Source organism: Nocardioides pollutisoli, from assembly GCF_040045055.1.
Lineage (GTDB): Bacteria > Actinomycetota > Actinomycetes > Propionibacteriales > Nocardioidaceae > Nocardioides > Nocardioides tweenelious.
In genome coordinates, this window is sequence record NZ_JBDZDU010000001.1 from 1,177,122 (window position 1) to 1,200,521 (window position 23,400).

Genomic DNA, 23,400 nt, shown 5'->3' on the forward strand with positions numbered 1-23,400 from the left:
ATGGTGGCGATGAGTCATCTCCACGAGCCGGTCCTCGATTGGTACGACGAGCACGCGCGCGAGCTGCCGTGGCGCGGCCCCGACGCGTCCGCGTGGTCGGTCATGGTCTCGGAGTTCATGCTGCAGCAGACACCCGTCGCCCGGGTGCTGCCCGTGCACGAGCAGTGGCTCGAGCGCTGGCCGACTCCGGCCGACCTGGCCGCCGAGCCGAGCGGCGAGGCGGTCCGCGCCTGGGGCCGGCTCGGCTACCCGCGCCGGGCGCTGCGGCTGCACGCCGCGGCGACCGCGATCGTCGAGCGGCACGGCGGCGAGGTGCCGGCGTCGTACGACGAGCTGAAGGCGCTGCCCGGCATCGGGGACTACACGGCGGCCGCGATCGCGTCGTTCGCCTACGGCCGGCGCCACGTCGTGCTCGACACCAACGTGCGCCGGGTCTTCGCCCGAGCCGTCCAGGGAGTGGAGTTCCCGGCGGCGGCGGTCACGAAGGCGGAGCGCGAGGTGGCGTCCGAGCTGCTGCCCGACGACGACCACACCGCGGCGACCTGGGCGGTGGCGGTCATGGAGCTGGGGGCGCTCGTGTGCACGGCCGCCAACCCGCGCTGCGCGGACTGTCCGATCCGTGACGCGTGCGCCTGGCGGGCGGCGGGCCACCCGGCGTACGACGGTCCTCCGCGCAAGGTGCAGACCTGGGCCGGGACCGATCGTCAGTGCCGCGGCCGCCTGCTGGCGGTCCTCCGCGACAGCGACGGCCCGGTGCACCGCAGCCTCCTCGACGCCGTCTGGACCGAGGAGTCGCAGCGGATCCGCTGCCTGGCCTCGCTCTGCGCGGACGGCCTGGTCGTCAGCAGCGGGGCGGACACCTACCGACTGCCCTGATCCCGCACCCGCGCGAGCGCCCGCCGTAGGACGCCTGGTCGACCGGAGCTCGGCTGGGCTCGGGTGCGGGCGCGCTTCCGGCCGGCCTGCTCGATCCGGTCGCTGAGGACCTGGGCGAGCGCCTGCTCCGCGGCGGCCAGCAGCGCGGCGCCGTCCAGCACGACGGGCTCGTCGGCGAAGGCGTCGTCACGTGGCAGCAGGTCCGTGAGGTCGCCGGTGACCGCATAGCCGCGCTGCTCCAGGATGGCGATGGTGCGCTCAGCGGTCGCCCGGCACCACTCCTGGCGCTCGCGGGGCAGCCGGGGCGGCTCACCCTGCTGGGCGCCGAGGACCCGCTCGGCGAAGTAGCGCTTGCCCACCTCGCCGTACGGCGCCCGGCGCAGGGCCTCCTCCGGGAGGATCGCGTTGATCCGGGCGAGCAGCTCGGCCTGGACACGTCCGATCGAGGCGTTGACCGACGACACCTCGGTGGTCAACCCGTCGGCATCCACGCCGAGCAGTCCGAAGAAGCGGTGGGCGAGCACGGTCGAGGGGGTCCCCCGCGGCGGGACGGTGACGACGTGGACCCGGTCCGCCGGCAGGGTTGGCGCCCACCTGTCGGTGACGCCGACGACGTCCTGCGAGAGCCGGAACCCCCGGGCGCCCGTCCCCTTGCCCTTCCCTGCCACCACGGCCTCGACGAAGTCGTCGAAGGGCACCGTGCTGCGCGCCTTCACCGCCTGCTGCCACGCCGACGGCACCTGGCGGCCCAGGTCGCGCACGGTCAGCACCACGTGGACGTCGTGGTCGCTGAGGGTCTCGAGCACGCGGGCCACCGTCGTCGGCGACGCCACCGACAGGGACTCCTGAGTGAGCAGCGCCCGGGTCGCCCCCTGCTCGGCGGCCCGGCGCAGCACCTCGGGCAGCCGCGCCAGCGAGCCACCGATCTGGGCCGCGTCGGCGTCGTCGTCGTAGCGCCCCCGGGCGTCTCGCACCAGCTCGAAGGCCTCGTGCTGGGAACCCGGCACGACGGCCAGTCCCTGGCGGATGAGCTCGTCGTACGACGCCCAGGCGACGCCTTGGAGGTAGGACGTCCCGGTCTTCTTCAGGCCGATGTGGAGATAGACGGGGAGCGGCCGCACGGCGTCATCATGGCACGCCCGAAATGCCGAGTCGGCGCAGTGTCAGGTGACACTGCGCCGACTCGGGTGTGGCTCATTCGGACTTCGGGACGTCCGCGCCGCTGTCGCTGTCGTCGGGGCCCTCAAGCAGGGTGCCCTCGGCGGCCGCCACCTCGGCGGTCTCGAACGGCGGGAGGTCGGGCAGCTCGCCCATCTTCTGCCCGGAGAAGGTGAACGAGGCCGTGGGGCCCTCACCCTCGACGTCGACGAGCACGATCTGGCCGGGGCCGACGTCACCGAAGAGCATCTTCTCGGACAGGACGTCCTCGATCTCGCGCTGGATCGTGCGACGCAGCGGCCGCGCACCGAGCACCGGGTCGAAGCCCCGCTCGGCGAGCAGGTTCTTGGCCGCCTGGGTCAGCTCGATCTTCATGTCGCGATCGCGCATCCGCAGCTCCACCGACGCGATCATGTTGTCGACCATGTGGACGATCTGGTCCTGCGTCAGCGGCGGGAACACGATGATCTCGTCGACACGGTTGAGGAACTCGGGCCGGAAGTGCTGCTTGAGCTCCTCCTGCACCTTGCCCTTCATCCGCTCGTACGACCCCGCAGCGTCGCCGGACGCCTGGAAGCCCAGGTTGATGCCCTTCGCGATGTCGCGGGTACCGAGGTTGGTGGTCATGATGATGACGGTGTTCTTGAAGTCGACCACCCGGCCCTGCGAGTCGGTCAGGCGACCTTCCTCGAGGATCTGCAGCAGGCTGTTGAAGATGTCCGGGTGGGCCTTCTCGACCTCGTCGAAGAGCACGACGGAGAACGGCTTGCGGCGCACCTTCTCGGTGAGCTGGCCACCCTCTTCGTAGCCGACGTAGCCCGGAGGCGAGCCGAAGAGCCGCGAGACGGTGTGCTTCTCGCCGAACTCCGACATGTCGAGCTGGATCAGGGAGTCCTCGTCGCCGAAGAGGAACTCGGCGAGCGTCTTGGACAGCCAGGTCTTACCGACACCGGACGGACCGGCGAAGATGAACGAGCCGCCGGGACGCTTCGGGTCCTTGAGGCCGGCGCGCGTACGACGGATCGCCCGCGAGATCGCCTTGACCGCCTCGTCCTGACCGATGACGCGCTTGTGGAGCTCGTCCTCCATGTTGAGCAGCCGGGTCGACTCCTCCTCGGAGAGCTTGACGATCGGGATGCCGGTGGCGACCGCGAGGACCTCGGCGATCAGCTCCTCGTCGACCTCCGCGACCTCGTCCATGTCGCCCGCGCGCCACTGCTTCTCGCGCTCGGACTTCTTGAGGATGAGCTGCTTCTCCTCGTCGCGCAGGCGTGCGGCGGCCTCGAAGTCCTGGCCGTCGATCGCGGCTTCCTTGCGCTGGCGGACCTCGCCGATCTTGTCGTCGTACTCACGCAGGTCGGCGGGCGCCGTCATCCGGCGGATCCGCAGGCGCGAGCCGGCCTCGTCGATCAGGTCGATGGCCTTGTCCGGCAGGAACCGGTCGGAGATGTAGCGGTCGGCCAGCGTCGCGGCCGAGACCAGTGCCTCGTCGGTGATCGTCACCCGGTGGTGCGCCTCGTAGCGGTCGCGCAGGCCCTTGAGCATCTCGATCGTGTGAGCGATCGACGGCTCGGCGACCTGGATCGGCTGGAACCGACGCTCGAGCGCGGCGTCCTTCTCGAGGTACTTGCGGTACTCGTCCAGGGTGGTCGCACCGATCGTCTGCAGCTCGCCGCGGGCCAGCATCGGCTTGAGGATGCTGGCGGCGTCGATCGCGCCCTCGGCCGCACCGGCACCCACGAGGGTGTGGATCTCGTCGATGAACAGCACGATGTCGCCGCGGGTGCGGATCTCCTTGAGCACCTTCTTCAGGCGCTCCTCGAAGTCACCGCGGTAGCGCGAACCGGCCACCAGGGCGCCCAGGTCGAGCGTGTAGATCTGCTTGTCCTTGAGCGTCTCGGGGACGTTGCCCTTGACGATGTCCTGGGCCAGGCCCTCGACGATCGTCGTCTTGCCGACGCCGGGCTCACCGATGAGGACCGGGTTGTTCTTCGTACGGCGGGACAGGATCTGCATGACCCGCTCGATCTCCTGCTCCCGGCCGATGACCGGGTCCAGCTTGCCCTCGCGGGCGTCCTGGGTGAGGTTGCGACCGAATTGGTCGAGCACCAGGGACGACGACGGGGCGTCGCTGCCGGCGGCACCGGCCGCGGCGGCGGAGCCGGACGACTCCTTGCCCTGGAAGCCGGAGAGTAGCTGGATGACCTGCTGGCGGACCCGGTTGAGGTCGGCGCCGAGCTTCTGCAGCACCTGGGCGGCGACGCCCTCACCCTCGCGGATCAGGCCGAGCAGGATGTGCTCGGTGCCGATGTAGGAGTGGCCGAGCTGCAGCGCCTCGCGCAGGGACAGTTCGAGCACCTTCTTGGCGCGCGGGGTGAAGGGGATGTGGCCGCTGGGCGCCTGCTGGCCCTGGCCGATGATCTCCTCGACCTGGGCGCGCACGGCCTCCAACGAGATGTCCAGGCTCTCGAGCGCCTTCGCAGCGACACCCTCGCCCTCGTGGATGAGGCCGAGCAGGATGTGCTCGGTACCGATGTAGTTGTGGGAGAGCATGCGGGCCTCTTCTTGGGCCAGCACGACAACCCGCCGGGCTCGGTCTGTGAACCGCTCGAACATGCGCATCGCTCCTGAAGCTTTGAAGGGGGTACGAGACAACTAACCCCACGAACAGCCTACGCGTTCCCCCACACAGACCTAGAGCGGTCCGCTGAGAGCGAACATGAAGCGAGCAGCGGCGCGTGAGGCACGAACGCGGCGCGTGGGCGAGACCAGATCGAGTAGGCACGCGACCGACGGTAGGAGGTCGCGACCGGCCGTATCGAGATCCCGGTGAGATGCGTCAGGGCGGTGACCCGGAGGTCACCGCCATGTTCGTGTTGCCGGATCTCGATACGCGCGTCGCGTCCTCGTGCCTCGGCCGCGGCTACTCGATCTCCCGCCCTGAGCCGCGAGTTCGCACGCTCACTCGCGGAGGCGTGATCAGTGGGCCTGGTCGTACGCCGCGCGCACGTCGGCCGACACCCGGCCGCGGTCGGGGACGTCGTGGCCGTTGGAGCGGGCCCAGTCGCGGATCTCGGCGGCGCTCGGGCCGCTGCTCGACGCCGCGGCCTTGCGACCACGCCGCGGGCCGGAGCCGACCTTGCGGCCGTGACCGATGTAGCCGGCCAGCGCCTCACGCAGCGCGGCGGCGTTCTTGTCGTTCAGGTCGATCTCGTACGTCGTGCCGTCCAGACCGAACGTCACGGTCTCGGCAGCTTCGCTGCCGTCGAGATCGTCGACCAGGACGATGCTGACTTTCTGGGCCATTCGAATTACCTCATCCGTGAATTCACAACGACAATTCCGCATTCATCATGCCACGCGTTATGAGATTCACCGAAAACGACGTCGGAGGGTGAGGTCGAATTCGTCGTCAGCGTTGTTCGAAGGTGTAACCGAACTCCTCGATGTCGGGCGCATAGAGCTCCGCGACCCGCTCACGGGTCTCGTCGGTGTAATACGTGCTGTAGTGGCGGTGCTTGCTCTTGTTGCGTCGGGGCAGCTCGGCCACCGGCTCCAGACCCAGACGCTCGCGGGCGACGTTCATGTCGGCGACGAGGTTCTCGGTGCGCCCGATGAAGTCGACGCCGATGCCGCCGCCCTTGGCGGTGAGCATGTTGATCTGCGGGCGCCCCAGGCGCGGGTGACCTTCGGGACCCTCGAGCACGAACTTCTCGAAGGTGTCGTTGTACTCCACCAGCGGAGCCCATATCCGCCGCTGCTTCTCCCACTTGCGGGTGGTCTCCTCCTTGCCGCGCTCGAGGCGACGCTCGAAGTCGACCGCCATCGACCACCACGAGACCATCCGCGCCCAGGGGTTGCGGACGAAACCGAACGACCAGTAGTCCTCGAGCTCCGGCTCGGCCTTCACGATCTTGGCGTACGGCGCGTGGCGGAGCAGGCCCTTGCCCTTGCGGGCGTCGGGTACCTCGTCGTCCCACATCGCATCGATGGTGGAACCGCCCGTCTTCTGGACATGGACGAAGAGCACCCGACGAGAATCACTGACACGCACCGCGTGAAGGTACCAGTCGGCGGGTCAGCGGCCGCTGTTGCGGAGGAAGGTCAGCTCGAGGCCGCGCAGGGTGAGCCACGGCGAGTGGTGGGTGAAGCAGCGGCACTCGTCGATCACGAGGCCGGCGAGATATCCGGTCGCGATCACCTGCACGTCGGCCGGGTCCGCACCGAGATCGACGATCATCCGGGAGACAATTCCCTCGACCTGGCTGGCGACTCCGAAAACCATTCCGGACTGCAACGCCTCGACCGTGTTCTTCGCGATCACAGAACGCGGACGCAGCAATTCGACTTTGCGCAGCTGAGCGCCGCGGCGACCGAGCGCCTCGAGCGAGATCTCGATTCCCGGGGCGATCGCTCCGCCGATGTACTGGCCCTTCTCGGAGATCACGTCGAACGTCGTCGCCGTACCGCCGAAGTCGACCACGATCGCCGGACCGCCGTACTCGTGGACGGCGGCGAGAGCGTTGAGGATCCGGTCGCTGCCGACCTCGCGCGGGTTGTCCATCAGCACCGGGATGCCGGTCCGCACCCCGGGCTCGACGACGACCTGGGGGACGTCGGAGAAGTGCCGGCCGAGCATGTTGCGCCACTCGTGCAGGACGGCGGGCACGGTCGAGCAGACCGCGATCCCGGAGATCTCGTCGAGCGCCGACCCCACGAGCCCGCGCAGGAGGACCGCCCACTCGTCGGCGGTACGCCGCTCGTCGGTGGCGACCCGCCAGTCGGCGGTGACCTGGCCGTCGTCGAGCAGGCCGAGCACCGTGTGGCTGTTGCCGATGTCGGCGGCGAGGAGCGCCATCAGCCGAGGTCCAGCCCGAGGTCGAAGACCTTGACCGAGTGGGTCAGGGCGCCGACGGAGATGAAGTCGACCCCGGTCTCGGCGACCTCGCGGGCCCGCTCGAAGGTCAGCCCGCCGGACGCCTCGAGGGTCGCGCGGCCGGCCGTGATCTCGACGGCCCTGGCCATCGTGGGCGAGTCCATGTTGTCGAGCAGGATCTCGGTGCAGCCGACGTCGAGCAGCTCGACGAGCTGGTCGAGGTCGGTGACCTCCACCTCGACCCGCAGGTCCGGGTAGGCCTCGCGCACCGCGCGGTAGGCCGGCACCACTCCTCCGGCCGCGACCACGTGGTTGTCCTTGACCATCGCCCGGTCGCTGAGGCTGAAGCGGTGGTTGACGCCGCCGCCGCAGCGCACGGCGTACTTCTGCAGGGCGCGGAAGGTCGGGAGCGTCTTGCGGGTGTCGAGCACCCGGGCGCGGGTGCCCTCGAGCGCCGTCACCCAGGCCGCGGTCGCGGTGGCGATCCCGGAGAGGTGGCTGGCGTAGTTGAGCGCGGTGCGCTCGGCGGTGAGCAGGCCGCGGGTCGGGCCGGACACCCGCATCACCACGTCACCGGGCTCGACCCGGGTCCCGTCGGGCACCCGGTCGGTGACCTTCACCGTGTCGCCCATGACCTCATGGAAGACCAGCGCGGCCACGCCGAGCCCGGCGACGACGCCGGCCTCGCGGGCACCGAACACCGCCGTGCCGTGGGCGTCCGGCGCGATCGTCGCCACCGAGGTGACGTCCTCTCCGGGGAGGTCCTCCGCCAGCGCGAGCCGCACCTGGGCGAGCAGGGCCTCCGGGTCGAGCCCGGCAGCCCTGAGCTCCGCGTCGTACGGCGTCATGTCAGCTCCACCGTGGTGACGCCGTCGGCCATGCGTACGTCGAAGTGGCCGGAGAAGTGGTCGTCGTCGCGCTCGGGGAAGTCCTCGCGCCAGTGGGAGCCGCGGGTCTCCTCGCGCAGCGTCGCGGCGTCGGCGAGCGCCAGGCTGATGGTGAGCAGGTTGGTGGTCTCCCACGACTCCTGGTCGATCACCTCGGCGACGCCGGCAGCCAGCTTGTCGAGGAGCTCGGTCGCGCCGCCGAGGCCGTCGGCGTTGCGGAGCACGCCGGCCCGCGCCGTCATCACCTCCTGCAGCTCACGGCGTACGGCGCCGGGCACGAGCCCCGCGGTCCGCGCGTCGACCACGGGGTCGAGCTGGGGGCGCAGCTCACCGGGGAGCACCTGCGCGATCCGGCGGGAGAAGACGAGGCCCTCGAGCAGCGAGTTGGACGCCAGACGGTTGGCGCCGTGGACGCCCGAGCAGGCGACCTCGCCGGTGGCGTAGAGCCCGGGCACGCTCGAGCGTCCCCACAGGTCGGTGCGCACCCCGCCGGAGGCGTAGTGGCAGGCCGGCGAGACCGGGATCAGGTCGGTGACCGGGTCGACGCCGTGGCTGCGGCAGGTCGCCAGGATGGTCGGGAACCGGCGCTCCCAGAACGCCGCGCCCAGGTGGGTCGCGTCGAGCCACATGTGCGGCTTGCCGGTCTCGTTCATGCGGCGGGTGATCGCCTTCGCGACCACGTCGCGCGGCGCCAGGTCGGCCAGCTCGTGGACGCCTTGCATGAAGCGGTTGCCCTCCCAGTCGACGAGGAACGCACCCTCGCCGCGGACGGCCTCCGAGATCAGCGGCTGCTGGCCGCGCGAGTCGGGTCCGAGGTACATCACCGTCGGGTGGAACTGCACGAACTCGAGGTCACGCAGGACCGCGCCGGCCCGGAGCGCGACCGCCATCCCGTCGCCGGTCGAGACCGCCGGGTTGGTGGTCTGCGAGAAGACCTGGCCGAGCCCGCCGCTGGCGAGCACGACCGCCCGGCAGCGCACGGCGCCGACCCCGTCGCGCTGGCCCTCGCCCATCACGTGCAGGGTCAGCCCGGCGACGCCGCCGTCCTCGGCGAGCAGCAGGTCGACGGCGAGCGCGTGCTGGATCACCTCGATCTCGGGCGCCTGCTCGATCGCCGCGATCAGGGCTCGTTGGATCTCGGCACCCGTGGCGTCGCCGCCTGCGTGCGCGATCCGGTCACGGTGGTGTCCGCCCTCGCGGGTCAGCGAGAGCTCACCGTCGGGGTCGTGGTCGAAGTTGGTGCCGAGCGCGATCAGCTCGCGGACCGCTTCGGGTCCCTCCGTCACCAGCACGCGGACGGCGTCCTGGTCGCACGCCCCGGCACCGGCCACGAGGGTGTCGAGCTCGTGCTCGGCCGGGGTGTCGCCGGGTCCGAGCGCGGCCGCGATCCCGCCCTGCGCCCACTGGGTCGAGCCCGCGGCGAGGACGTCCTTGGTGACGACGAGGATCTTGTCGACGTGTCCGCGCAGTCGCAGCGCGGCGGTCAGGCCGGCGATGCCGGAACCGACCACCACCACGTCGGCGGTGGTGGTCCACCCGGGATCGGGAGCGACCAACCGGCCAGGGACGCGACGTACGGAGGCAGACACCTGTGAAGGCTAGCGCTGTGCCAGCTGGTCACCGCGGACCAGTCCGGAGCCGACCGGCGCCTCGGCCGGGTCGAACCCGGTCGCCAGGATCTTGTTGTCCGCGTCGACGAAGACGACGTGCGGGTGGAACTCGCGGGCCTCGGCGGTCTCCATCTGGCCGTAGGCGATGAGGATGACCAGGTCGCCCGGGTGCACCAGACGGGCCGCGGCTCCGTTGATGCCGATCACGCCCGACCCCCGCTCGCCGGCGATCGTGTAGGTCTCGAGCCGGGCGCCGTTGGTGATGTCGACGATGTGCACGAGCTCGCCGGACAGCAGGTCGGCCGCGTCGAGGAGGTCCTCGTCGACGGTCACCGAGCCCACGTAGTGGAGGTCGGCCTGCGTGACCGTCGCCCGGTGGATCTTGCTCTTCATCATGGTGCGGAGCATCAGCGCTCTCCATCGTTGCGGCCGAGGACCAGGGGCAGGTTGTCGATCAGGCGGGTGGTGCCGACCCGGGCGGCGACGAGGATCCTCGCCTCGGTGCCGGGAGGGACCTCCTCGGGGAGCTCGCCGAGGTCGGGGTCGGTGACGACGAGGTAGTCGAGGTTGACCTCGTGCTCGGTGCGCAGCTCCGCGCGCGCCTCGTCGAGCGCCACGTCGACGCCGTACGACGCGTTCTCCTGGGCCGCTCGCAGCGCGCGGTTGAGGACGGTGGCGGCGACCCGCTGCTCGGGGTCGAGGTAGCGGTTGCGGCTGGAGAGCGCGAGGCCGTCCTCCTCGCGCACGGTCTCGGCGCCGACGATCTCGACGCCCATGTTGAGGTCGAGCGCCATCCGGCGGATGAGCACCAGCTGCTGGTAGTCCTTCTGCCCGAAGACGGCGACGTCCGGACGGACCAGGCCAAAGAGCTTGGCGACCACGGTCAGCACGCCGCGGAAGTGACCGGGCCGGGTCTTGCCCTCGAGGATCTCTGCGACCGGTCCCGGGTGGACCGTCACCTGGGGCGGACCGCCGGGGTATACCTCGTCGACGCTCGGCGCGAAGACGATGTCGACACCCTCGCGGGCACAGAGATCGAGGTCGTCGTCGAGGGTGCGCGGATAGCGGTCGAGGTCCTCGCCGGCGCCGAACTGCAGCGGGTTGACGAAGATCGAGGTCACGAGTGGGCCGTCGCCGATGCGGTCGCGGGCCGTGCGGAGCAGGCTCGCGTGGCCGTCGTGGAGCGCGCCCATGGTCGGGACCATGCCCACGGGGCCGGGGCGCGCGTCGGCGAGCAACGTCGCCAGCTCAGCACGACTGGAGGCGAGCACGGGGGTCTGGCTCATCGACGGCGGGACGTGCTGGGCCGTGCGGCGCGCTCGGCCTCGTCGAGCGCCCGGACGATCGCGGCGGCCCGGATCGGCAGCACGCGGCCGTCGGTGACGACGCGGTCGAGGGTGTCGCGGGCCATGGCGACGTACGGCGCCAGCGTGTGCGGCGCGTTGGCCGCGATGTCGGCGAGGTGTGCGCGGACGGTGTTGACGTCGCCGCGCACGATCGGGCCGGTGAGAGCGGCGTCGCCCTGGTCGAGGGCGTTGTCGAGGGCGGCGGTGAGCAGCGGGCGCAGCGTCCCGGCGGGGTCGTCGGCGCCGGCGGCGGTCAACAGCTCCATCGCCTGGGTGACCAGGGTGACGAGGTGGTTGGCGCCGTGGGCGAGACCGGCGTGGTAGAGCGTGCGCATCTCCTCCGGCACCCACATGGGGCTGCCGCCGAGGTCGGCGACCAGGCCCTCGGCGAAGGCACGCTCCCCGGGGCCGGCGGTGAGGCCGAAGACGCACCCCGGCAGGCGGTCGAGGTCGACGGCCGTGCCGGTGAAGGTCATCGCGGGGTGCAGGGCGACCACGCGGGCGCCGAGGGCGGCGGCCGGGGCGAGGACGGCGAGCCCGTGGCGGCCGGAGGTGTGGACGACGTACTGGCCCTCGCGGATCGCGCCCGCGTCGCTCAGCGTGGTCACGACGTTGCCGAGCATGTCGTCGGGGACCGTCAGCAGCAGGACGTCGCAGGCGCGGGCGACCGCGGTCGGCTTCAGCGTGGCGACACCCGGCAGGAGCTCGGCGATCCGGGACCGTGAGGCGTCGGACTCACCGGCGGCGGCCACGACCTGGTGACCGGCGGTCTCGAGCGCGGCGGCCAGTACGGCGCCGACTCGGCCGGCTCCGACCACGCCGATGCGCAGGACGGTCGCCGAGGACGGGTGCGTCATGAAAGAACCTTCCGTTCCAGTCCCTCCGACCACTCGCATCCTGAGCCTCCAGGAGCGAGCCGGTGTGGGTACCGGACGTTGTAGATGCAGACGCTGTGAGGTTACGCCCGCGGTCACGCGCTCGAAACACCTCGGTTCCGTGGACTGGGTCACACCGGGTGCCGCAAGGACACGTCAGCCGCGCGAGAGCCGCCGTCGCTGCCGGCGTGCGATCTCGCGCAGGAGGTCCTTGCTCGAGGTCGAGGCGAGGCGAGGTCCGGAGGGCCGGGGGGACGGCCGGGGCGGGCGTGCCTGGAGTGCCTTCTCCCGGCGCAGGGCCGCGGCGACGACGCCCTCGATCGCGCGGGCCGCGCTCTCGATCGACACCATCGTCGGCTGGTCGCCGATCTCCTCCTCGTGCTCGTCGGGCACGAACCGCAACCTGCTGGGGTCACCGACGACGCGAGCGCCCGACTCCACGACGGCGCGCGACCGGTAGTCGCTCATCTCGGCCACCTTCTCGGCCGCCCAGCGCGGCAGGAGCGGGATGGCGATGTCGGTGGCGGCCGCAGGCGCCTTCCGCAGAGCAGGGAGGACTCCGGTGTACATCATCCGGCGCCACTCGGCGTCGCTCAGGCCGAGCTCGCTGCTCGCCAGGTTGAGCCGACGGTAGAGCTCGACGCGGTCGTAGCTGAGCGAGGTGTTCTTCCACGGGCCCGGCTTGAGCAGGTGCTCGGGCAGGCCGAGCAGCTGCTCGAAGGTCCGGTGGAGCTGCTCGCGGTCCCTCTCGTCGGCGACCACGACCGTGACCTGCTCGGGCGCGATGGCATGGCACCACCGGTTCACGGTGCCCTCGAGCCCTTGGTTGCGCCAGAACGTCCGTGCGGCCTCGCTCCCCTTCTCGCGGTGGAGCACCTCGTGCAGCCACTGGTCGTAGGTGCGGACCTCGCGGCGCGACTTCACGCGTTCCTGCCACGCCGACGGCAGCAGGCGATCCAGCGGGCGCACGGTCGCGACCATGTGGACCCGGTCCGCACCGAGGTCGTCGACCAGCTTCTGGATCTTCGCCGCACTCAGGGTCGCGAACGACTCGGTGCTGATGCACGCGCGGCGTGCCCCGCTCTCCCGGATCTCCTTGGCGGCGGCATCCCACTCGGCGATCGGGACGACCGGGATCCCGGGCGGCGACTTGCCGATGAGGGCCCACCCGGGTCGGGCGAAGCGATGGGTCGGCCCGGGGTAGAGGACGCCGTGCTCGGCCAGCTCCTCGCGGTGGAGGTGCAGCGACGCCTGCAGGGCCGTGGTCCCGGTCTTGGGCGGACCGATGTGCACGAGCACCGACCCGTCAGGGAGCAGCAGGTCCTGGTCTGGCACGAAGGTTGCCTCGAACACGTCATCGGGGGCGGGTCGCCCGCACTCTAACCCGTCGAGCGGGGACCTCGCCGCGTGACCCGAGCCCACTGGCGGCGCCCGATCTCGCGGAGCATGGCGCGGCTCGACGTGTGCGCAACGGCCGGGCCACCCGGCGCGCTGACCTGGGCGTCGGCGGCCCTACGCGCGCGGTCGGCCTTGTCGCGCTGCCGTTCCTCCTCGCGCAACGAGGCGGTCACCACGCCGACGACTGCCCGGGAGGCGGTGTCGAGCGAGACCAGGTCGACCTCGACGGGCCGGTCGGCGCCACCGGACGAGACCGGCGTGGCGAGGGTGTCGAGATCCCCGACGACGTTGAGCCCGAGCGACCGGATGGCGTCGATCCGTCCCTGGCTGCGGGCAGCGACGTGCTCGGCTGCCCAGGCAGGCACGGGCGGGATGCGCTCGTCGAGCTCCGACCGGTCGCCCTCCTGGAGCGACGCCACGAGACCGCGCTGCACCAGCTCGGCGTAGGCGCGATCGTCCCACCCGCGCTCCTCGAAGACGCCGTTGAGGCGCCGGAGCAGCTCGGTGGCGTTGTAGCTCAACGACGCGTTGGAGTTGGTGTCGAGCGTCAGGAAGCCGTCCGGCAGTCCCAGCATCGACTCGAAGACGCGGAGCAGGAGGGCGCGGTCCGAGTCGTCGGTCGTGATCACGGTGAACCGCTCGGCCGGCACGAAGTCCAGCCAGAGCGAGGCCACCCGGTTGATGTCGTTGGAGGACCAGAAGCTGCGGTGCGCCTCGTCCTTGTCGTCGCCGAGCAGCACGGCCTGCAGCCACTCGTCGTAGCTGCGGGTGTCGTGGCTCTTGATCCGCTCCTGCCAGTGCGAGGGCAGCAGGCGGTCGAAGCGGCGCGCGACGTAGACGATGTGCAACCGGTCGGCCCCCAGGTCCTCGGCGATCTTGCGGCTGCGCTCGATCTTCTGCAGCCGACCGAAGTCCTCGGTGCTCAGGCAGACCCGGACGTCGTCCAGCGCCCGGACCTGCGCAGCGAACTCGTCCCAGACGCTCACGTCGGGGACCGCGTGACCGCGCGGCGCCCAGCGCATCAGCGCGTGACCGACCCCGAACAGGCGACGCCACCGACCGGGGTAGGCGACACCGTACGGCGCCATCTCGTCGCGCCGGGCCCACAGCGCCGACTGCAGCGCGGTCGAGCCGGTCTTGAAGGGGCCGATGTGGAGCAGGACGGCGTTCTCCGGCAGCAGGAGGTCCTGGTCAGACACGGGTGAGGGCGCCTTCGTGGGTGTGGCGAACGGGCTGGCCCGGTCGGGCGAGCGCTGGGGCGCACCGACTCTAGCCGACCTCGACCGCCCTCCGAGGCGGCCGCTGAGGCGGAGACCAGGCGGGCGCCCGCCGTATGCGAAGGTTCTCCCATGCACGATCCGACCGACCCCTCGTCCACGAGCGACCGCCAGGTCCTGGTCGTCGCCGGCTCCGGACGCAGCGGGACAAGCCTCTTCACCGGCCTGACCGGACGGCTCGGGTTCCACATCCCCAAGCCGGAGGTCGCGGCCAACAAGTCGAACCCGCGCGGCTTCGGCGAGCCCCGCTGGGCCGTCGACTTCCACAACGAGCTGCTCGCGTCCGCCGACGTCGTGGTCGAGGACGGTCGCCCGGAGGCCTGGGACGCCACCAGCGAGCTGGCCAAGCGCCCCGAGGTGGTCGCTCGACTGCAGGAATGGCTCGAGGAGCAGTTCGCCGAGTCCGACCGCGTCGTCGTGAAGGACCCTCGGCTGGCGTGGTTCTTCGAGCTCTACCGGGTGACCGCAGCCGAGCTCGGCGCCGACCTGCACGTCGCGACGATGCTGCGCGACCCGGCCGAGGTGCTGAAGTCGCGGGAGATCGCCTACGGCACCCGCACGGTCAACACCACGCGGACCATCGGCTGGATCAACATGATGCTCGGCATCGAGCGACGTACCCGGGACCTGCCGCGGGCCACGATCCGCTACACCGACCTCCTGGACGACTGGCACACGGCGTTCGCCACCGCCGACCGCACCCTCGGGACGGGCCTGATCGAGCGGGCGACGCCCGAGCAGATCGCCGAGGCCGGTGAGCTGGTCGACCCCAACCTCCGCCGCTCGGTGACCAGCCTGGACGACCTCGGGCTCGGCTCGATGACCCGCGACCTCACGACCCGGGTCTACGACGCCTACGGGCGCCTCGTCGGCGCGGAGGGCGAGGCGCAGACCGCCGTACGCGCGGAACTCGACGCCCTCACCGACGAGTTCACCGCGTTCTACGACGAGTGCTTCGACGTCGCACGCAACCGCACCGGGGCGACGGCCCGTCGCGAGCGCCGCAAGGGCGTCCGCAAGGTGCGCGAGGAGCTCACCGCCGCCCACGCCGCAGAGCTGGAGGCGGCCCGGGAAGCCCAGCCGTCGGGCCTGCGCGGACGGATCGGCTCGATCGTGCGCGGAGGCCGTGACTCGTGACCGCACCCAGAGTCGCGGTCCTGCTCGCGGGGGGCGTCGGCACGCGCGTCGGCCTGGACATCCCCAAGCAGCTGATCAAGATCGCCGGCAAGACGATCCTCGAGCACACCCTCTTCGCGGTGCAGCAGCACCCGATGGTCGACGAGATCATCGTGATGATGGCGCCCGGGCACCTCGACGCGGTGCACGCCATCCTGCGCAGCGGTCAGTACGACAAGGTCACCGCGGTCCTCGAGGGTGCGGACACCCGCAACGGCACGACGCTGCGCGCGCTCGACGCGATCGGTGACCGCGACTGCAAGCTGCTCCTCCACGACGCCGTGCGCCCCATGGTCAGCGCCCGGATCATCAGCGACTGCTTCGACGCCCTCGACACGTACGACGCCGTCGACGTCGCCATCCCGTCGGCCGACACGATCATCGAGGTCACGCCGGAGAACACCATCCGGCAGATCCCGGTGCGCGACAACCTCCGTCGCGGCCAGACCCCGCAGGCCTTCCGTGCCTCTGTGCTGCGCCAGGCGTACGACGTCGCCGCGGGCGACCCCGACTTCCGGGCCACCGACGACTGCGGCGTCGTCCTGCGCTACCTGCCCGACGTCCCGATCTGGGTCGTCGCCGGCGAGGAGCGCAACATGAAGGTCACCGACCCGATCGACGTGTTCATCGCCGACAAGCTCTTCCAGCTCACCGCCGACTCGGTGCCGACGCCCCAGACCGAGGACGGCCTGCGCGCCGCGCTCGAGGGCAAGGTGCTGGTCATCCTCGGCGGCAGCTACGGCATCGGCGCCGACATCGCGGCCCTGGCCAAGCAGCACGGTGCCACGGTCTGCTCCTTCAGCCGGTCGAGCACCGGCACCCACGTCGAGCGACGCGAGGACCTGGTCGAGGTGGCCGAGCAGGTCGCGGCCGAGCACGGCCGGATCGACTACGTCGTCAACACCGCCGGCATCCTGCCGCGCGGCTCGCTGCTGGAGTCGACCGAGGAGACCATCTACGCCTCGACCGACGTCAACTACCTCGCGCCGATCCTGATCAGCCAGGTCTTCCACCCGCACCTCGCCCGCACCCAGGGGAGCCTGCTGCTCTTCACCTCCAGCTCCTACACGCGGGGGCGCAGCGGCTACAGCCTCTACTCGTCGGCCAAGGCCGCGGTGGTCAACCTGACCCAGGCGCTCGCTGACGAGTGGGCCGAGGACGGGGTCCGGGTCAACTGCGTCAACCCCGAGCGCACCGGCACCCCGATGCGCACCCAGGCCTTCGGTGTCGAGGACCCCGACCTGCTGCTGACCTCCGGCTCGGTCGCCGCCTCGTCCCTCGACGTCCTCGTCTCCGGGGGCACCGGGCACATCCTCGACCTGCGCAAGCTCGACCCGCTCTCCGGTTCCGCCTTGCTCGAAGGCTCCTGACATGGCCGGCACCCCCCGCAGGATCGCGCGACGGATCGCCACGCGACTCCCGGACTCCGTCGTCGACCGGGCCGGCTCCGCCGCCGGCCGGGCCGCTCGCACCGGATCGGGCGTCGGCACGCGCGTACGCCGTACGTGGCACCGCTCCACGCCGGTGCCCGGGCTGCTCAGCGTCGTGGTGCCCTGCTACCAGGTCGAGGACTACCTCGACGAGTGCCTGATCTCCGTGCGCTTCCAGCACTACCGGCAGGTCGAGATCATCGTGGTCGACGACGGCAGCCCGGACCGCAGCGGCGAGATCGCGCGGGCCCATGCGCGGCGCGACCCCCGCGTCCGCGTCGTACGACGCCCGAACGGCGGCCTGAGCGCGGCCCGCAACACCGGCATCGAGCACGCACGCGGCGAGTTCATCACCTTCCTCGACTCCGACGACACCGTGCCGCCGGACGCCTTCACCAACGCGGTCGGTGCGCTCCAGCAGTCCGGGTCGGACTTCGCCGTGAGCTACTACGACCGGCTCAAGGAGGACCGCTACCACCCGGCGGGCCGCTGGATCCGCGACGCCCACCGGAAGCGTCGCCTCGCGACCACGCTGGACGAGTTCCCCGAGGCGATGGTCAACGCCGTCGCGTGGGGCAAGGTCTACCGCCGGGAGTTCTGGGACCGCGCCGGGCTGGTCTTCCCCGAGGGCCGTCTCTACGAGGACCAGCCGGTGTCGATGTCGGCGTTCGCGCTGGCCCGCTCCTTCGACGTGCTACCCGAGGTCGGGGTCCACTGGCGGATCCGCGCCGACCAGTCGTCGATCTCCCAGCGCTCGGGCTCGGTCACGAACCTCGCCGAGCACAACGCGACCGTGCGCGACTCGCTGGCCAACCTCGTCGCCGCGGGCAAGAGCGAGGCCGCCGGCATCCGCGCGGCCCAGCTGCTCGCCAACAACATGCCCTACTTCACCCGTCACCTGATCACCGGTGGCGACGAGTTCTGGCAGCTGCTCCGCGAGGGCATCGGTGACCTGCTCGAGGTCGCACCCCGCGAGCTCTTCCAGCGCTGGGTCACGGCGTCCGACAAGATGATCGACGAGCTGATCGTCGCCGACCGACGCGCCGACGCCGAGGAGTTCCTCGAGCAGTTCGGCCAGGAGCTGCAGCGGTTCCGGACGCACGCGCGTGAGGACGGCGTCCACGCCGACCTGCCCTTCGCCGACACGCTCCCCGACTACGCCAACATGCTCGCCGAGACCCAGGTCGAGCTCGCGGCCCGGATCCTCCGCGTGGCCTGGGCGGACGACGGCTCGCTCCACCTCGACGGCTGGGCCTACCTGCGCAACCTCGACCTGGCCGAGTCACCGCCGGTCACCGGTCTCGAGCTGGTCTCCCCCGACGGCTCCGAGCGCCACCGCTTCGAGGTCGAGTCCCGCGAGGAGCCGCGCCTCGACGTGGTCGGGAGCCACTGGTACGCCAACTACCGCCCGGGCGGCTTCCAGGCGACCCTGCCCGCCGGCACGCTGCCGGCCCGTGCCGTCGACTGGCACGTCGAGGTGACGATCACCGCGGCCGGTGTCACGCGGGTCGGATCCATCAACGAGATCGCGCTCGGCGGCTCGGGCGGCGTGGTCCAGGCCCACCCGATCGCCCCCGGCTACGTCGCGAAGGTCGCGAGCCGGCTGCGACAGCTGCTGGTCAGCGTCACCGCCGGGCCGTACGTCGTCCGCACCGAGGTCTCGCCCGAGGGCCGCGCCACGGTCCTCTTCTCCGGCGACGACCTGACCGTCCGCGAGGTCGTCCTGGCCCACCACGACCGCCGCCGGCCGCTGCTGACTGCCACGCCGAGGCGCACCGCCGACGGCTGGACCGTCGAGCTCGACCTCACCGCCATCCCCGCCTCCGCCCAGAGCGGCGCGCGGGCGACCGTGCCGGTGTGGGTCTGCGTCGACGGACCCGACGGCACCCGCACCCCGCTGCTCGCCCCGGCCGACCTGCCGCGCTCCCCCGGCGTCGTCACCGACCCGACGGACACCACCGGCCACGTGCTCACGCGCGGCCGGCACGGTGAGCTCGAGGTCCTCGACCGCGTCCCGGTGGCGACCACCCCGACCGTGACCGACGACGAGTTCGTCATCACCGTCGCCGGTCCGGCTGCGATGACGACGTGGGCGCCGGTGCTCGAGACGAGCAAGGATCGCATCGCCGGCACCTGGGACGAGAGCGGCCCGCGGCCGCGGATCGTCTTCGCGCTGACCCGCACCCGCTGGGCCCGGGAGGGCCTGGCCCTGTCGCCGGGCAAGTACACCGTCTCGCTGGTCGACGGCTCCGGCACCCGGATCCCGGTGACGCCCGCGGCCGATCTGGTCGACGTGCTGCCGTACGACGTCGGCCTCACCCGCTACCGCGGGATCGTCGAGCTCCAGGTCGCCCGGGTCCCCACCCTCGCCATCACGCTCGCGCCGCCCCTCGCGGACGACGAGCGCGGCGCCCGCAACCAGCGTCGCCTGCGCGAGGAGGCCCAGGCGGCGGTGGCCGACGAGGACAGCGTCTTCTTCCGCGCCCTGTACGGCGATGCCGCCAACTGCAACGGCCTCGGCGTGCACCGCGAGCTGCGTCGTCGCGGATCCGACCTGACGCTCTACTGGTCGATCGCCGACCGCTCGGTGCCCGTGCCCGAGGGCGGGATCGGCCTGGTCCAGGAGACCCGTGCGTGGCACTACGCGCTCGCCCGGTCGCGCTACCACATGATCAACGTCCACCAGATCGGTTGGTTCACCAAGCCCGAGGGCCAGGTGATGATCCAGACGATGCACGGCTACCCCTACAAGGTGATGGGCCACGAGTGGTGGTCGAAGGGCGGCTTCCTCGGCAGCCAGATCCTCAACTTCGACCGTCGCGCCCGGGAGTGGGACTACTTCGTCTCGCCCGCGTCGTACGCCACTCCCCTGCTGCGCAAGGCGTTCCTCGAGCCGGCCGGCGCCACCTGCGAGGTGCTCGAGATCGGCTACCCGCGCAACGACGTGCTCGTCTCCGAGGAGGGCGCCAGGATCCGCGAGCGGACCCGCGACGACCTCGGCATCCGGCCCGACCAGGTCGCGGTCATGTACGCCCCGACGTTCCGCGACTACATGTCGCTCGACGACATGTCCGCGAAGCGGGTCGACTTCCTCGACGTCGAGCGGGCCTCCGAGATGCTCGGCGACGGCTTCGTCCTGCTGGTGCGCGGGCACGCGTTCAACGCCCGGTCGCAGACCCGGCTCTTCAGCGAGCGGGTGATCGACGTGACCGACCACCCGGACATCAACGACCTGATCCTCGCCTCCGACGTCGCGGTCCTCGACTACTCGTCCCTGCGCTTCGACTACGGCATCACCGACAAGCCGATGATCTTCCTGGTCCCCGACCTCGAGAGGTACGACGCAGCGCGCGGCGGCGTGATCGACTACCTGCCCACCGCACCGGGGCCGCGGGTCACCACCACCGCCGAGGTGGTCGGTCTGCTGCAGGACATGGACGGGCTGCGCGCGACCTCCGCTCCGCTCGTCGAGCAGTTCCGCCGCGACTACGTCGACCTCGACGACGGGCACGCGTCGGCGCGACTGGTCGACGCGGTGTTCGTGCCGCGCGGCGACGCCCCGTCAGCCTGACGAGCGCTCCACGAGCTCCAGCAGCGCATCGACGACCCGCTCGCTGGCCCGGCCGTCCTGGTAGGGCTGGTAGCGCGCGTTGAACGCCGCGATCCGCGGACCCCACTCCGCGGCCAGGCCCGGATCGCGCAGTGCGGCCACCACGCCGGCGGTGTCGTCGACGAACGGGCCGGGCGCCGAGTCCTCGAACGGGAAGAGGAACTGCCGGCTGCCGGCGCCGTACTCCTCGAGGTCGGGCACCAGGAAGACCATCGGCCGTCCGGTGAGCGCGAAGTCGAAGCGCAGGGACGAGTAGTCGAGCACCGCGGCGTCGGACGCCAGGATCAGGTCGTTGATCTCGGGGTACGCCGTGACGTCGACGACCCGCGCCGCACCCCTGACCGGGGGCGGCCGGTGGAACCGGTGGCCGCGCAGCAGCACCACGAAGCCGGGTCCGAGCTCGGTCGCCGCCTGCGCCAGGTCGAGGTGCTCGGTCATCGCAGCGAGACGTGGCCGGCTCGCCAGGTGGTCGCGCCAGGTGGGTGCGTAGAGGACGGCCGTCTGGTCGGCGCCGATGCCGAGCAGCGACCGGACGAGATCGCGCCGGGCGTCCGCACCGGGGGCCGTGAGGTCGTCGTCGCGCGGGTAGCCCTGCTCGAAGGCCGGACCGTCGTAGTCGTACTGCTCGCGGTAGTGCCGGGTCATCTCCGGCGTCGGGGTGAGGATCGCGCTCCAGGTGTCGACGCCGCGCGCGCGGAACTCGCGGACCAGAGACGGCGGGTAGTCCTTGGCCTCCCACTGGCTGCGCCCCATCGCCTTGGAGGGGTAGCCGTGGAAGGTCTGCAGCAGCACCTGCCCGGGACGCCGCCGGAACCACACCTCGGTGTCCGTGTTCATCACGATCACGCCGGCACCGGCCAGCACGTCGTACCACTCGCGGCTGCGGATGAGCACCGGCGTCGCACCGTCGGGCGCCCGCTGTCCCGCGTCGGCGATCCCCCACCGCACGCGGACGTCGGGCCGCCGACGACGCAGCTCCTCGAAGATCGCGCGGGGGCTGTCGGTGGCGGTGCGACCGGCATAGCTCTCGAAGTAGAAGAGGTCCGGGTCGACGGGGCGGTCGGTGACGGCGTACGCCGACTGCAGCCGCTGCTGGGCGTACGGCCCGAGCTCGTCGTCGGTGAGCGGCGCGCCGAGCTCGATGACGAGGCCGCCGCGCGGGCCGAGGTGGGCGCGGACCCGGTGCCGCGACCCGAGCTGGACCTCGGGCAGCCGCCCGCGGAGCTGCTCGGTCACGGCGACGTTGTCGGCCCCGGCGACCACGCGGTAGCTGCCCGGCGCGAGGGCGGCCAGCTCGCCGAACAGGTCGGCGGAGAGGTCGATGCGGACCTGACCGTCACCGAGCTCGGTCGGTGTCGCCACGACGACGTCGCCACGGCCGAGCACCCGGACCAGGCCGAGGTCACCGGTGCCGGTCACCACCAGCGCACCGCCGTCGACGCTCAGGTCCTCGACGACGACCCGGCTGGTCAGGCGCGGCACCCGCGCAGGCAGGTGTGCCCGGCCGCTGCGCGTCAGCTCGCCGACGGACACCGTGATCTGCAACCGCGTCGCTCGGGCACCCGGGACCCGCACCGACACCGCGGTGGCGGCCTGGAAGCGGCGGCCGAACCACCGGCTCGCCTCCGCCGGATCGATCGGCTCGAGGTCGACGGCCTCGCCGCGCGCGTCGCGCACGACGATCCGGGTCTGCGGGTCAGCGAGGTCGACGTGGTCGATGGCCAGCAGCAGCTCGGCCCGACGGTCCGGACCGGGCGGACCGACGCGGGACACGCGGGTCAGCAGCCCGGTCTCGGTGCGCGGCAGCTCCCGGATCTCCTCGGGCAGGTCGGTGACCGGCCACTCGGCGAGCACCGCTGCGCCCCGCCGGACCGTGCGCAGGTCCTCCCCGAGCGCGGCGATCTCGGCGGCCACCAGCTCGAGGTCGGCGCGACGGTCCTCGGTCGCGAGCCACAGCAAGGCGCGGGCTGCGGCGCCCACGCCGACCCACCACCGGTCCTGGCCGGTGACCGCGGTCGTCACCTCGCGGAGCCGGCGCCACTCGTCGGCGTCCGCGCGCTCGGCGTCCTGCAGCAGCCGCGGCACCTCGAAGCCGGCCACGGTCCGTCGCCAGCGTTCGGCGAGCCGGCCCTCTCCGAGGAGGTCGCGGATCCGCTCCATCCGGGCAGCCCGGTCGTCGAGCTCCGGCAACGCGCTCGGCGTGGCGCCGTACGCACGGGTGCCGTGGTCGGGGAACCAGGTGTACGTCGGCTCCACGAGCAGGTCAGCAGTGCCGGGCCCGGCCAGCAGCCGGGCGACCCCGGTGGAGAGCAGCCAGTCCTCGTCGGGCTCGAGCGCCGTCCAGGCGGACCGACGGATCATCGTCCCGCCGAGGGTGAGGTCGAGCGGCAGGTGCACCCCACCACCGCTCGGGTGCGCCGTGCGGGCGACCGCGTGACCGCGTCCCTGCGCACGCAGCAACCACGGCTCGGGAGCACCGGCCTGGTCGAGGCGGCCGGAGCAGAGCACGCTGCCCGAGGCGGTCAGCGACTCGACCATGAGCCGGATCGCGTCCGGCGCGAGCAGGTCGCACCCGCGGAGCAGGACGACGAAGTCGCCACGCCCGGCGGCGACGCCGGTGTTGGCTGCGGCCTGCCAGGTCGGCTCGGCGTCGGTCACCGGAGAGACCCGCACCGTGACGTGGGCGTAGCCCTGCCCGCTGACCGAGCGAAGTGCCGCGTCGAGGCGCGGTCGGTCCACCGGCTCCACGACGACCACCACGTCGACCGTCGGCAGCGAGACGGTGCGGGCCCGCCGTACGACCGCACCCATCCGGGAGCGCAGGGTCCGGACAGGCAGGGACCGGGCGGACATGGGCTCACCCTAGGCCGTCCGGGGCCTC

17 protein-coding genes are annotated in these 23,400 nt (G+C 71.8%); 4 read left to right on the forward strand and 13 right to left on the reverse strand.

The window, feature by feature from the left end; translation table 11 throughout:
• Window positions 1–9 precede the first annotated feature (9 nt).
• Window positions 10–876, forward strand: a complete 867-nt coding sequence (locus tag ABLE68_RS05745; RefSeq protein WP_348870337.1) for an HhH-GPD family protein — start codon at window positions 10–12, stop codon at window positions 874–876.
• Here the strand turns inward: ABLE68_RS05745 and ABLE68_RS05750 are convergent.
• The 12 genes from ABLE68_RS05750 to ABLE68_RS05805 all read right to left on the reverse strand — a co-directional run bounded on the left by ABLE68_RS05750 (window position 861) and on the right by ABLE68_RS05805 (window position 14,225).
• Entirely contained in the window at window positions 861–1,997 is a 1,137-nt protein-coding gene (locus ABLE68_RS05750; RefSeq protein ID WP_348870339.1) for a hypothetical protein, read from the reverse strand. The two genes, ABLE68_RS05745 and ABLE68_RS05750, sit on opposite strands and share 16 nt — an antisense overlap.
• Before the next feature lie 73 nt (window positions 1,998–2,070).
• Window positions 2,071–4,650, reverse strand: coding sequence for an ATP-dependent Clp protease ATP-binding subunit (locus ABLE68_RS05755; protein ID WP_348870340.1), 2,580 nt, complete (start codon window positions 4,648–4,650; stop codon window positions 2,071–2,073).
• Between the two features lie 363 nt (window positions 4,651–5,013).
• Complete coding sequence (locus ABLE68_RS05760; protein WP_348870341.1) at window positions 5,014–5,340, reverse strand: histone-like nucleoid-structuring protein Lsr2; 327 nt, start codon at window positions 5,338–5,340, stop codon at window positions 5,014–5,016.
• 106 nt (window positions 5,341–5,446) lie between these two features.
• Entirely contained in the window at window positions 5,447–6,088 is a 642-nt protein-coding gene (locus ABLE68_RS05765; RefSeq protein WP_348870342.1) for a sulfotransferase family 2 domain-containing protein, read from the reverse strand.
• 24 nt (window positions 6,089–6,112) lie between these two features.
• The gene (locus ABLE68_RS05770; protein ID WP_348870344.1) at window positions 6,113–6,892 is read right to left on the reverse strand and encodes a type III pantothenate kinase; all 780 of its coding nucleotides are present in this window, start codon (window positions 6,890–6,892) and stop codon (window positions 6,113–6,115) included.
• Complete coding sequence (gene nadC / locus ABLE68_RS05775) at window positions 6,892–7,758, reverse strand: carboxylating nicotinate-nucleotide diphosphorylase (protein ID WP_348870345.1); 867 nt, start codon at window positions 7,756–7,758, stop codon at window positions 6,892–6,894. Before nadC ends, ABLE68_RS05770 begins: the two co-directional genes overlap by 1 nt.
• Window positions 7,755–9,386, reverse strand: coding sequence for an L-aspartate oxidase (locus ABLE68_RS05780; RefSeq protein WP_348870346.1), 1,632 nt, complete (start codon window positions 9,384–9,386; stop codon window positions 7,755–7,757). Before ABLE68_RS05780 ends, nadC begins: the two co-directional genes overlap by 4 nt.
• A 9-nt stretch (window positions 9,387–9,395) precedes the next feature.
• Window positions 9,396–9,815 (reverse strand): aspartate 1-decarboxylase, encoded by a 420-nt coding sequence (gene panD / locus ABLE68_RS05785; protein WP_348870347.1) that lies wholly within the window; start codon window positions 9,813–9,815, stop codon window positions 9,396–9,398.
• On the reverse strand, window positions 9,815–10,693 hold the full coding sequence (gene panC / locus ABLE68_RS05790) for a pantoate--beta-alanine ligase (protein ID WP_348870348.1): 879 nt from the start codon (window positions 10,691–10,693) through the stop codon (window positions 9,815–9,817). The genes panD and panC overlap by 1 nt, the downstream gene beginning before the upstream one ends.
• Entirely contained in the window at window positions 10,690–11,610 is a 921-nt protein-coding gene (locus tag ABLE68_RS05795; protein WP_348870349.1) for a Rossmann-like and DUF2520 domain-containing protein, read from the reverse strand. The genes panC and ABLE68_RS05795 overlap by 4 nt, the downstream gene beginning before the upstream one ends.
• Before the next feature lie 174 nt (window positions 11,611–11,784).
• Window positions 11,785–12,963 carry a hypothetical protein gene (locus tag ABLE68_RS05800; RefSeq protein WP_348870350.1) on the reverse strand — a complete coding sequence of 393 codons (1,179 nt, stop codon included), beginning with the start codon at window positions 12,961–12,963 and terminating at the stop codon, window positions 11,785–11,787.
• Window positions 12,964–13,007: 44 nt separating this feature from the next.
• A complete protein-coding gene (locus ABLE68_RS05805; protein WP_348870351.1) occupies window positions 13,008–14,225 on the reverse strand; it encodes a hypothetical protein in 1,218 nt (405 codons plus the stop codon).
• Window positions 14,226–14,375: 150 nt separating this feature from the next.
• Here ABLE68_RS05805 and ABLE68_RS05810 point away from each other — a divergent pair, with 150 nt between their 5' ends.
• The 3 genes from ABLE68_RS05810 to ABLE68_RS05820 are packed head-to-tail and all read left to right on the forward strand — an operon-like array spanning window position 14,376 to window position 20,480.
• The gene (locus ABLE68_RS05810; RefSeq protein ID WP_348870353.1) at window positions 14,376–15,440 is read left to right on the forward strand and encodes a sulfotransferase family protein; all 1,065 of its coding nucleotides are present in this window, start codon (window positions 14,376–14,378) and stop codon (window positions 15,438–15,440) included.
• A complete protein-coding gene (locus ABLE68_RS05815; protein ID WP_348870354.1) occupies window positions 15,437–16,849 on the forward strand; it encodes an SDR family NAD(P)-dependent oxidoreductase in 1,413 nt (470 codons plus the stop codon). The genes ABLE68_RS05810 and ABLE68_RS05815 overlap by 4 nt, the downstream gene beginning before the upstream one ends.
• A 1-nt stretch (window position 16,850) precedes the next feature.
• Entirely contained in the window at window positions 16,851–20,480 is a 3,630-nt protein-coding gene (locus tag ABLE68_RS05820; protein WP_348870355.1) for a bifunctional glycosyltransferase/CDP-glycerol:glycerophosphate glycerophosphotransferase, read from the forward strand.
• On the opposite strand, the gene ABLE68_RS05825 is transcribed toward ABLE68_RS05820, so the two are convergent.
• Window positions 20,472–23,372: a bifunctional glycosyltransferase/CDP-glycerol:glycerophosphate glycerophosphotransferase gene (locus tag ABLE68_RS05825; protein ID WP_348870356.1), complete on the reverse strand. Its 2,901-nt coding sequence runs from the start codon at window positions 23,370–23,372 to the stop codon at window positions 20,472–20,474. The genes ABLE68_RS05820 and ABLE68_RS05825 overlap by 9 nt on opposite strands.
• Between the last annotated feature and the right edge of the window lie 28 nt (window positions 23,373–23,400).